At 58.9% G+C, this 11023-nt stretch carries 10 protein-coding genes; 9 read left to right on the plus strand and 1 reads right to left on the minus strand.

The annotated features are described in order from the left end of the window. Window positions 1-71: 71 nt before the first annotated feature. Window positions 72-1277: a zinc metallochaperone GTPase ZigA gene (gene zigA, locus ACQZ5Y_RS09380; protein WP_003510636.1), complete on the minus strand. Its 1206-nt coding sequence runs from the start codon at window positions 1275-1277 to the stop codon at window positions 72-74. Between the two features lie 357 nt (window positions 1278-1634). Here zigA and aztA point away from each other — a divergent pair, with 357 nt between their 5' ends. The 9 genes from aztA (at window position 1635) to ACQZ5Y_RS09425 (ending at window position 10917) form a co-directional block, all read left to right on the plus strand. Beyond that, window positions 1635-2450 carry a zinc ABC transporter ATP-binding protein AztA gene (gene aztA / locus ACQZ5Y_RS09385; protein WP_174059992.1) on the plus strand — a complete coding sequence of 272 codons (816 nt, stop codon included), beginning with the start codon at window positions 1635-1637 and terminating at the stop codon, window positions 2448-2450. Next, window positions 2443-3309, plus strand: coding sequence for a zinc ABC transporter permease AztB (aztB, locus tag ACQZ5Y_RS09390; protein ID WP_029658870.1), 867 nt, complete (start codon window positions 2443-2445; stop codon window positions 3307-3309). Before aztA ends, aztB begins: the two co-directional genes overlap by 8 nt. A 29-nt stretch (window positions 3310-3338) precedes the next feature. Continuing rightward, the gene (gene aztC, locus ACQZ5Y_RS09395; RefSeq protein WP_065661668.1) at window positions 3339-4322 is read left to right on the plus strand and encodes a zinc ABC transporter substrate-binding protein AztC; all 984 of its coding nucleotides are present in this window, start codon (window positions 3339-3341) and stop codon (window positions 4320-4322) included. 424 nt (window positions 4323-4746) lie between these two features. Beyond that, complete coding sequence (locus ACQZ5Y_RS09400) at window positions 4747-5439, plus strand: FadR/GntR family transcriptional regulator (protein ID WP_003510624.1); 693 nt, start codon at window positions 4747-4749, stop codon at window positions 5437-5439. Next, complete coding sequence (locus tag ACQZ5Y_RS09405; protein WP_174050401.1) at window positions 5436-6608, plus strand: PLP-dependent transferase; 1173 nt, start codon at window positions 5436-5438, stop codon at window positions 6606-6608. The genes ACQZ5Y_RS09400 and ACQZ5Y_RS09405 overlap by 4 nt, the downstream gene beginning before the upstream one ends. Before the next feature lie 37 nt (window positions 6609-6645). Further along, window positions 6646-7905: an ABC transporter substrate-binding protein gene (locus ACQZ5Y_RS09410; protein WP_019564577.1), complete on the plus strand. Its 1260-nt coding sequence runs from the start codon at window positions 6646-6648 to the stop codon at window positions 7903-7905. 152 nt (window positions 7906-8057) lie between these two features. Next, window positions 8058-9002, plus strand: coding sequence for a carbohydrate ABC transporter permease (locus ACQZ5Y_RS09415; protein ID WP_003510618.1), 945 nt, complete (start codon window positions 8058-8060; stop codon window positions 9000-9002). 3 nt (window positions 9003-9005) lie between these two features. Further along, a complete protein-coding gene (locus ACQZ5Y_RS09420) occupies window positions 9006-9836 on the plus strand; it encodes a carbohydrate ABC transporter permease (protein WP_003510396.1) in 831 nt (276 codons plus the stop codon). 4 nt (window positions 9837-9840) lie between these two features. Beyond that, window positions 9841-10917, plus strand: coding sequence for an ABC transporter ATP-binding protein (locus ACQZ5Y_RS09425; protein ID WP_003510617.1), 1077 nt, complete (start codon window positions 9841-9843; stop codon window positions 10915-10917). The last annotated feature ends 106 nt before the right edge of the window (window positions 10918-11023 follow it).

The raw sequence follows: 11023 nt of genomic DNA on the forward strand, positions 1-11023 counted from the left end.
ATACCTTCTCCCCGGCGGGGAGAAGGCGAAAGAGGCATGCACTGGTCAAAAAGGTCGGAGTTGAGAACCAATCAAGCCGCCTGCCGGTCCCAGCTGGCGAAGGGGTCGGGCAGGTGTCGCCATGCGTCCGGGGTGAAGGCATCTGTGTCAATCAGGCATGCATCGAGCTGCGCGCGGATGCGCGCTTCGCTCATGGGATCGGAACCGATGAAGACGATTTCCTGCCGACGGTCGCCAAAGACCGGGTCGAGATAGGGCTTCATCATGTCGAGGAACTGCTGCTCGCGCGGCCATTGCTCGCTCGGCACGGCGGACCACCAAAGGCCCATCTTGCCGGTGCGCACCAGTGCGCCGGCCTGGCTTATCTCGCCGACATAAGCTGGCCGCGTGGCCAGCCAGAAGAAGCCTTTGGCGCGCACCACACCGGGCCAGGCGCGGTCGATAAAACGTTGGAACAGCACGGGATCGAAAGGCTTCCTGGCGCGGTAAACGAAGGAGCGGATGCCATATTCCTCGGTTTCGGGAATGTGGTCCTTGAAACCGTGCAACTCCTTGAACCACAGCGGGTGTTCTTCGGCCTTGGCGAAATCGAATCGGCCGGTGCCCAGCACCTCCTTCAGTTCCACCTTGCCGAAATCGGCCTCAATGAGTTTCGCATCCGGGTTCAGCCCGACGATGATCTTGCGGGCGGCGTCCCGCTCATCCGGCGTGGCAGTGCCGATCTTGTTGAGGACGACGACATCGGCAAATTCGATCTGCTCGACCAGGAGGTCTACGATGGTTCGGTTGTCGCCTTCGCCTGCCGTCTCACCACGGTCGGCAAGAAAGTCAGAGGAACCGTAGTCGTTGAGAAGATTGGCGGCATCCACCACCGTTACCATCGTGTCCAGATGCGCGACATCGGAAAGGCTGCGACCGTTTTCATCGCGAAAATCGAAAGTGGCGGCCACTGGCAGCGGCTCGGCGATGCCGGTGGATTCGATCAGCAGATAATCGAACCGGCCCTGCTCGGCGAGCGCGCGTACCTCATTCAGAAGGTCGTCGCGCAGCGTGCAACAGATGCAGCCATTGGTCATTTCCACAAGCTGTTCCTCGGTGCGCGAGAGATTGGCGCCGCCATCTCGCACAAGCGCCGCATCGATATTGATCTCGCTCATGTCGTTGACGATCAACGCGACCCGCAGACCGTCGCGGTTGGCGAGAATATGGTTGAGAAGCGTTGTCTTTCCGGCACCAAGAAAGCCGGAGAGGACAGTGACGGGAAGTTTTTTCGACATGCGGGCCTCGTTTTATTAGCGGTGGTAGCGTGGGAGTCATCGTCGTCACGACTTGCGGTTTGAGAACGGCGGAGCTGGTAGCCACATCGCTTGTTGCATGTAACGTAATAACATTACATAGACGCGACGTGTCAACTGGCTTTAAAAAAATTGCTTGCCGGGTGCTCCTCTGGTTTGTCCCGGGAATCCAGAACTCGGCATGATCACACGCCCGAGGCGATCCCGCGGTTGTCGTCCAATGTGAGATGGAACCCACCTTTCCGATAGTTGATGTTATTTCATTACATATTTGTTTGACGAATGTAATAACATTACATATGAGGGGTCATCAAATGACATCATGCCCCGGAGGGATCGATGAACGATCCGTGCCTTGACTTTAAAAATCTGACACTCGGATATGCCGGCCGCGCGGCGGTGCATCATCTGGATGGCGATATTGCCAAAGGGTCGCTCACGGCGGTGGTCGGCGCCAATGGGTCGGGAAAGTCGACGCTGATGAAGGGGATCGCCGGCATTTTGAAGCCACTTGGCGGTGAATGCCGGGTTACTCCAGGCGTTTCCGTCGCCTATCTACCGCAGCAGTCTGAACTCGACCGTTCCTTTCCGGCACAGGTGCGCGATCTGGTCGCGCTTGGTCTCTGGCCCAAACGCGGCCTGCTCGCTCGCCATCGCCAGTCGGACCGGGCGGCCATGGCCCATGTGCTGGAAGCGGTCGGACTTTCCGGCTTTGAAAAACGCAATATCGATTCACTCTCCGGCGGCCAGATGCAGCGCGCTCTTTTTGCCCGCGCCATGTTGCAGGATGCGCAGCTGATTTTGCTGGATGAGCCCTTCAACGCTGTCGATGAGCGCACCGTCGCCGACCTCATGGTGCTGATCAAAGCATGGGTTGCCGAGGGGCGCACGGTTCTGGCCGTTCTTCATGACTACGAGCTGGTGCGTCAGCATTTTCCGCAAACGCTTCTGCTTGCCAGACGGTTGGTGGGCTTTGGCCCGACACGGGAGGTTTTAAGGCCCGAAATGATGCAGCAGGCACGGCGGTTTCACGAGGCATGGGACGGCGACGCCCCGTGGTGCGAACCCGCAGCAGCGACGGTGAAAGCCGACCTGGCGGAAAAGCCGCAGGATTTCCCCAAACACTCGCAGGCGCATTCGCATATCCATGTCTGATTTATTCATCGAGCCATTCATCCAGTATGTCTTCATGCAGCGTGCGCTTGCCGGTGCCTTGATCCTTGCTGTCAGTTGCGGGCCGGTCGGGGTGTTTCTGATGCTGCGCCGCATGAGCCTGACGGGTGATGCCATGTCGCACGCCATTTTGCCGGGGGCGGCGGTGGGCTTTCTGTTTTACGGGTTGGAGATTTTGCCGATGACCATCGGCGGGCTGGTCGTCGGTCTTCTGGTGGCACTGGGTGCCGGTGCGGTTTCGCGCTTCACCATCCAGAAGGAGGACGCCTCGCTTGCAGCCTTTTACCTCATTTCTCTGGCGCTCGGCGTGCTGCTCGTCTCCTGGCGCGGCTCCAGTGTCGATCTCATGCATGTGCTTTTCGGCACGGTGCTGGCACTGAACAATGAAGCGCTCGGCCTGATCGGCGGTATCTGTGTCGTCACACTGACGGTGATGATGGTTTTCTGGCGCGCGCTGCTGGCGGAATGCCTCGATCCCCTGTTTCTGCGCTCGGTCAGCAACTGGGGGAGCCCCGTGCACTTCCTCTTCCTCGCCATCGTCGTCCTCAATCTGGTCGGCGGGTTTCAGGCGCTCGGAACCCTGCTTTCGGTTGGCCTGATGATGCTGCCCGCTGCCGCCAGCCGCTTCTGGTCCAATCGCGTCGCGCCAATGTGCTTCATCTCGATCGGCATCGGCATGGTCTCGTGTTTTGCAGGCCTGCTTCTGTCCTATCACGCGTCGCTGCCATCAGGTCCGGCGATCATCCTGTCCGCAGGCGTCATTTATGTCCTGTCCATCGTCGTCGGCACACGCGGTGTGCTTCGCGATCTTCTCGGTTCCGGTCGTCACAGAACGGCCTGAAACAGCGTTTGAAAAAAGGAGAACCCTTCATGTTCCAAACCCTACGTCTTGCTACCTGCGTAAGCCTTCTCTCCCTTTCCCCAGTCCTGATGGCGCAGGCTTCTGCGGCTGAACTCAAGGTCGTGGCCAGCTTCTCGATCATTGCCGACTTCGCGAAGAATGTCGGCGGCAACCGCGTCGAAATCACCACGATCGTCGGACCTGACGGCGACGCGCATGTCTACGAGCCGCGCCCGGCCGACGCCGTTGCTGTCAGCAAGGCGGATGTTGTGCTGGTGAACGGCCTTGCATTCGAAGGCTTCCTGAAGCGGCTGATCGATACCAGCGGCACAAAGGCGCCGGTGGTGGAACTGACCAAGGGCGTGAAACCCCTCAGGATTTCCGACGAGCCAGCCGGTCACGCACATCCGGAAGCCGAGGAAGAGGCGGGTCACGACCACAAGGCAGAGGAAGCGCATGACCATGAGGGACACAATCACGGTGAATTCGATCCGCATGCCTGGCAGTCAATCAAGAATGCGGAAATATACGTGAAGAACATCGCCGGCGCATTTTGCGAGGTCGACAAGGCCGGTTGCGCAACTTACACCGCCAATTCACAGGCCTATATCGCCAAGCTCGCGGCTTTGAACGAGAAGGTGAAGACCGAGATCGCCGCCATTCCGCCGGAAAAACGCAACATCATCACCTCACATGATGCCTTCGGTTATTTCGAGCATGCCTATGGTCTCGAATTCCTGGCGCCGGAAGGTATCTCGACGGATTCCGAAGCGTCTGCCGCCGACGTCGCCAAGCTGGTGGATCAGATCAAGCACGACAACGCCTCGGCGATCTTCGTCGAAAACATCACCGACAAGCGGTTGATGGACCAGATTGCCAAGGAAACCGGCCTGAAAGTTGGCGGAACGCTTTATTCCGACGCGCTCTCGACAGCCGACGGCCCGGCCGCAACCTATATCGATATGGTCAACCACAACATCGATACCATCAAGGCGGCCGTGCTTAGCCAGTAAGAAGACAAAACGGGCGAGGGTGGCACCAGCCACCCTCAGACACCTGACTAACGTATCCCCACACTCGATGTCATCCTCAGGCCCGTTCCGGGGATCCAGTCACGTATCGTAAAATCAATAGCTGGCAGATGCTCGCGATAGGCTCGAGCACGACGGAGGAGAAGTTTTTTCCTTCTGTCCTAGGCCCCACGGTCGATTGTGCCGTCTCTCAAATTTTGCCCAGCCGGTAAGCGTTCTCCAGCGTTACCAACGCCCAAATCTCTAATTTCCTTCTATTTTTTCCCGAATACGCGGTTCAACAGGGATGTGATCTCCCTGTTTTAGGCTGCTCGCGTTCCCCGTTGACAATCGATCGACCGTTTGAAATGGTAAGATGTCAGACCAATTCAAAGGGTAAGTCTTGGATAGATCCAGCCGCGAACTGATGCAGCCTATTCCACCCAGCGACCGTGTGCGCCAGGTCGAGGCGGCACTCTCCGATTACGTCGAGAGGGCGGGACTGAAGGCTGGAGATCGGTTGCCGGCCGAGCGAGAGCTGATGGTGGCGCTGGGTGTCGGCCGTTCCACCATTCGCGAGGTCATCCGTAAGTTTCAGGCGCTGGGCGTTATCGACAGCCGCAAGGGCAGCGGCAATTATCTGCTTAAGCCGATTTCCGCCGCAACCGTGCATATGCCTATCTCCATCGATGCCGAAAGCCTGCGCGATGCGTTGTTGATGACGTTGGAAGTCCGGCGTGGCATCGAGGTTGAGGCCTCGATGGCTGCGGCGCGCCGGCGCACGGTGGAGGATATCGCCACGATGGAAGCGCGGCTCGATGAGATGGAGCGGGTGCATCTGGCTGAAGGCACGTCCGGCAAGGCCGACCTTGCCTTCCACCTCTCCATCTATGACGCTACGCATAATTCGCTGTTCAAGCAGCTGCTCGAGCAGATGCGCGAAGGTTTCGAACGTTTCTGGCTGAAGCCTTTCGACCGGCCGGACTTTGCAAGCCGCTCCTTCCCCTTTCACCGCACGCTGTTCAACGCCATCGCCGCCGGCGATGCGGAGACCGCCCGTGAAGAAACACTGAAAATCCTCGCTGTCGTCGAGGAGGATATCAAGGACATGTCGAAATGAACCAAGGCAACGATCTCTTCGATCCCGCCTCCCTGATCGTCGCCCATGACGAGACCCACGCTTTCGAAGCTGTGGTGCCGCCCCTTGTGCAGACTTCGCTTTTCACCTTTTCCAGCTACGACGAAATGGTTTCCACCTATCGCGGCGAAAAGGTGCGGCCGGTCTATACGCGAGGGCTCAACCCGACCGTCAGGATGTTTGAGGAAATGCTGGCAAAGCTTGAGGGCGCGGAAGATGCGCTTGGCTTCGCCAGCGGCATGTCGGCCATTTCCTCCACCGTTCTCTCCTTCGTTTCGCCGGGTGACCGCATCGTCGCGGTGCGCCATGTCTATCCCGATGCGTTTCGCCTGTTTGGCACCTTCATGAAGCGCATGAATGTCGAGGTGGTCTATGTCGACGGCCGCGACGAGGCGGCGGTTGAAAAGGCTATGCCCGGCGCGAAGCTCTTCTACATGGAAAGCCCGACCAGCTGGGTGATGGAGGCCCATGATGTCGGTGCGCTCGCCGCGATCGGCAAGCGCCATGGCGCCGTCACCGTCATCGATAATTCCTGGGCAAGCCCTGTCTTCCAGCAGCCGATCTCGCTCGGTGTCGATCTCGTCGTGCATTCGGCGTCGAAGTATCTCGGCGGGCACAGCGATGTGGTCTCCGGCGTGGTTGCCGGTTCAAAGGCAATGATCGACCGCATTCGTGCAGAGACCTATCCCTATCTCGGTGGCAAGATGTCGCCCTTCGATGCGTGGTTGCTGATCCGCGGCTTGCGCACCCTGCCGCTGCGCATGAGGGCGCATCAGGCATCGGCGTTGGATATTGCCAGCCGCCTGCAGGCGCTCGATGTGGTGGAAAAGGTTTGCTATCCGGGATTGGCGAACCGCCTGCCGCCCGGCCTCAACGGTACGTCTGGCCTGTTTTCCTTCATTTTCAAGGAAGGGGTGGATGTGCGCGCTTTTGCCGACCGCCTCAAACTTTTCAAACTGGGTGTTTCCTGGGGTGGGCATGAAAGCCTGATTGTCCCGGGTGAAGTGGTGCTTGAACAGAAGGCGCAGCCAAACTCCGCCCACACGTTCGGCATCAGCGCGCGTTCCGTGCGCCTGCATGTCGGACTGGAGGGCACAGAAGCGCTCTGGAACGATCTCGAACCCGCGATCAAGGCGGCCTCGGCCGTCTGACGCGTCTTAAAACTGACGACAAAAAGGGGAGAACGACATGAAAAAACTGGTAGCAGCAGCAATCTTTACCGCCCTGATGACCGGAACGGCGCTGGCGGATACGACCTTGAAACTGGTCGAGGTCATTACAAGTCCCGAACGGACGGAAACGCTGAAGGGCATCGTCTCGAAGTTCGAAAGCGCCAATCCCGGCACCAAGGTGGAGATCATCTCGCTGCCCTGGAGCGAGGCCTTCCAGAAATTCGCCACGATGGTCTCCGCCGGCGATGTGCCTGATGTCATGGAAATGCCCGACACCTGGCTTTCGCTTTATGCCAATAACGGCATGCTCGAAAGTCTCGAACCCTACCTCGCCAAATGGGAATACACCAAGGGTCTGAGTGAACGCACGCTGGAACTCGGCCGTGATGTAAAGAACACGGCCTATATGCTTCCCTACGGCTTTTATCTCCGGGCCATGTTCTACAACAAGAAACTGCTGGAACAGGCTGGCGTGAAGGAGCCGCCGAAGACGCTCGACGAATTCGCCGATGCCTCCAAGAAGGTTGCAGCACTTCCCGGCAAATACGGTTATTGCCTGCGTGGCGGGCCGGGCGGACTTAACGGCTGGGTCATGTTCGGCGCGTCCATGGCGGGATCGAACGAGTTCTTCACCAAGGACGGCACCTCCACCTTTGACAGCCCTGGCTGGGTGAAGGGCCTGACCTATGTGATCGATCTCTACAAGAACGGGTTGGCGCCGAAAGACAGCGTCAACTGGGGCTTCAACGAGATCGTCGCGGGCTTTTATTCCGGCACCTGCGCTTTCCTCGATCAGGATCCGGACGCCCTTATCGCCATTGCCCAGCGCATGAAGCCGGAAGATTTCGGCGTCATGACCATGCCGAAGGGACCTGACGGCAAGACCTTCCCGACCATCGGTTTCGCCGGCTGGTCGATCATGTCGGCATCCGCCAACAAGGACCTCTCCTGGAAACTGGTCGAGACGCTGGAAGGGCCGGAAGGCAATATCGAGTGGAACAAGAAGACGGGTGCGCTGCCGGTGCACAAGTCGGCGGAGAAGGACCCCTTCTACGCCAGCGAGCAGTTCAAGGGCTGGTTCGACGAACTGGCGGACAAGAACGCCGTGCCGACGAAGATGCCGACCTATCTTGAGGAATTCGCATTCTTCAAGGATTCGCTTGTTATCAAGACATCGCAGGAAGCGCTTCTTGGTGATATCTCACCGGAAGACCTCGCCAAGCAATGGGCTGACTATATGACGAAGGCGCAGCAGAAGTTCCTCGCCTCCAAATAAACCACACGGTTGGCCGCGCGAGGTTTGAACCCGCGCGGCCGTTCTTGCGGGCTGTCCCAAACGGCAGGCCCCATTTCAAAACGTGCGGACCGGCTGGCCAGAAGCGTTAGAAAAACCTGTCCGCCCCGCCGTCCGATCAGGAGCGATCAATCATGTCCTATGCCCATGGCGCCGGACCCGTGGCCGCGCGCAACCGCGCCGGCAAGCCGGCAATGCAGCGTTTTGCCGACTGGGCCGAACCCTGGCTCTATAGTGCGCCGGTTCTCGTGCTCATTGTTGCCGTCATGCTGGTGCCGCTGGTGCTCGGCCTGTCCTATGCTTTTCGCGACGTGCAGCTGCTCAATCCTTTTTCCGGCGGTTTCGTTGGCTTGAAACATCTGGAGGCACTGTCGCAGGATGCGGCCTTTTACCGGGCGCTGAAAAATACGCTGTGGTGGACGGGGGCATCGGTATTCCTGCAGTTTTTCTTCGGTCTCATTCTGGCGCTGCTGCTGGACAAGCCGTTCGCGGGCAGGGGGCTGGCCCAGGCGCTGGTGTTTCTTCCATGGGCCGTGCCAACCTTTCTTGCCGGTCTCAACTGGGCGTGGCTGTTCAATCCGGTCATAGGACCGCTGCCGCACTGGATGGTCTCGCTCGGGCTTCTCTCCGCGCCCAACAATATTCTTGCCGATCCGCAGCTTGCCATGTGGGGGCCGATCATAGCCAATGTCTGGTGGGGCATTCCCTTCTTCGCCATCACATTGCTTGCCGCACTTCAGGCGATCCCGCGTGATCTTTACGAGGCTGCTTCCATTGACGGGGCAAACCCGTTGCAGCGCTTCACCTCCATCACCCTCCCATTTCTCGCACCCACCATCGCCATCACCGTTTTGCTGCGCACCGTCTGGATCGCCAATTTTGCCGATCTCATCATCGTCATGACCAATGGCGGACCGGCAGACCGCACCCAGATCGTTGCGAGCTACATCTTCACGCAGGCCTTCCGGCGGCTTGATTTCGGCTATGCCTCGGCCATCGCGCTGGTACTTCTGGTGCTGCTCCTGGCCTATTCCATGCTCATCGTGCTCCTGCGTCAACGCCTTATCGAGAAGGACTGACCGATGACATCAAGGATATTCCTCACCCTTGCCCATCGCCTGGCGATCCTCGCCTATATCGTCTTTGCGCTGTTTCCGCTGTTCTGGCTGCTCAAGGTCTCGGTCACGCCGAATGACCTGCTTTATAGCGAAGGCGTGCGAATGTGGCCGTCGCACGCGACGCTCGATCATTATCGATATGTCATAGAAAACAGTGCCTTCCCGACATTTTTTAAGAACAGCGTCATCGTTGCCGGCTCCACGGCACTTGCCGTTACGGTGCTCTCGTCACTGTCCGGTTATGCGCTGTCGCGGTTCCGCTTCAAGGGCAAATACTGGATCGTGGCGCTGATGCTGATTACCCAGATGTTTCCGCTGGTCATGCTGGTCGCGCCGATCTTCAAGATGCTGTCGCCGCTCGGCCTCACCAACAGCCTGACGGGTCTCGTCATCGTCTACACCGCCTTCAACGTGCCGTTTGCCACTTTCCTAATGCAGTCATTCTTCGACGGTATTCCGAAGGATCTGGAAGAGGCGGCGATGATCGACGGGGCAAGCCGCTTCACGGCATTCCGCCAGATTATCCTGCCGCTGACATTGCCGGGCATCGCTGCGACGCTGGGCTTCGTCTTCACCGCCGCGTGGAGCGAGTTGCTGTTTGCGCTGATGCTGATTTCGGGCAACCAGAGCGCCACATTCCCGGTCGGGCTGTTGACCTTCGTTTCAAAATTTTCCGTCGATTTCGGGCAGATGATGGCGGCGGGTGTGCTGGCGCTCATTCCGGCCTGTCTCTTCTTCCTGCTCATTCAACGTTATCTCGTGCAGGGCCTGACGGCCGGCGCGGTGAAAGGATAATCCCATGGCTTCCATCGAGCTGAAGAATGTCGGCAAGACCTATGGCGACCTTGCGGTCCTGCACGGGGTCGATCTGAAGATCGAGGACGGCGAATTCATCGTCCTCGTCGGCCCTTCCGGCTGCGGAAAATCGACACTGCTGCGAATGATCGCCGGTCTGGAGGAGATTTCAGCGGGCGAATTGACCATCGACGGTGAGCGCGTCAACGACCGCAAGCCGAAGGACCGGGATATCGCCATGGTGTTCCAGTCCTATGCGCTTTATCCGCATATGAGCGTCGCCGACAATATGAGCTACAGCCTGCGCCTGCGCCGCAGCACCAAGGAAACAATCGCGGCGGCCGTGGCCGGTGCTTCGGCGAAACTCGGTCTCGATCCCTATCTGGCACGCCGTCCGAAGGCACTTTCCGGCGGCCAGCGCCAACGCGTCGCCATGGGCCGGGCCATCGTGCGCCAGCCTAAGGCATTTCTGTTCGATGAGCCACTCTCCAACCTCGATGCACGGCTTCGCGAGCAGATGCGGGCCGAAATCAAGCGCATGCATGCTGATCTCGGCGCCACCTCGGTTTATGTCACCCATGACCAGATCGAGGCGATGACGCTTGCATCCCGTATCGTCGCGATGAATGCCGGCCATGTGCAGCAGATCGGCGCACCGCTCGATCTCTACGATCGCCCAGCCAATCTGTTCGTCGCTGGTTTTATCGGTTCGCCGGGCATGAATTTTCTGGAAGGACGGCTCGGACGGGAGAATGGCGGTAGTTTCGTCGTGCTCGGCGATGGCACACGCCTCGAACTCGGCCGCGACGTGAAGCTTGCCGATGGTGAGCCGGTCACACTTGGTATCCGGCCGGAACATGTCACCGTCTCGCCTGCGGATGGTGCTGTCGAGGCGACCGTCGATCTCGTCGAGCCAACGGGTCTCGGCATCATCCTGCACCTGACCGTGCATGGATTGCCCTTCAAGCTGTTTTCTTCTGATCGGGCGCTGTTGCAGCCGGGCAAGTCCCTGCGGGTCGGTTTCCCGCAGGAACGGCTTCATGTTTTTGACCGAAACGGTGTCAGGATCGACGAGGCCTGAACTTGAGGCGTCATATCGCGATGCCCTTGTCATCGAACCTGTGGATTTTGGCATCATCTGGTGTGATGAAGACGGTATCGCCGTGTTTGCATTCGAATTCACCGTC

This window comes from Agrobacterium sp. A3-95, assembly GCF_053521785.1.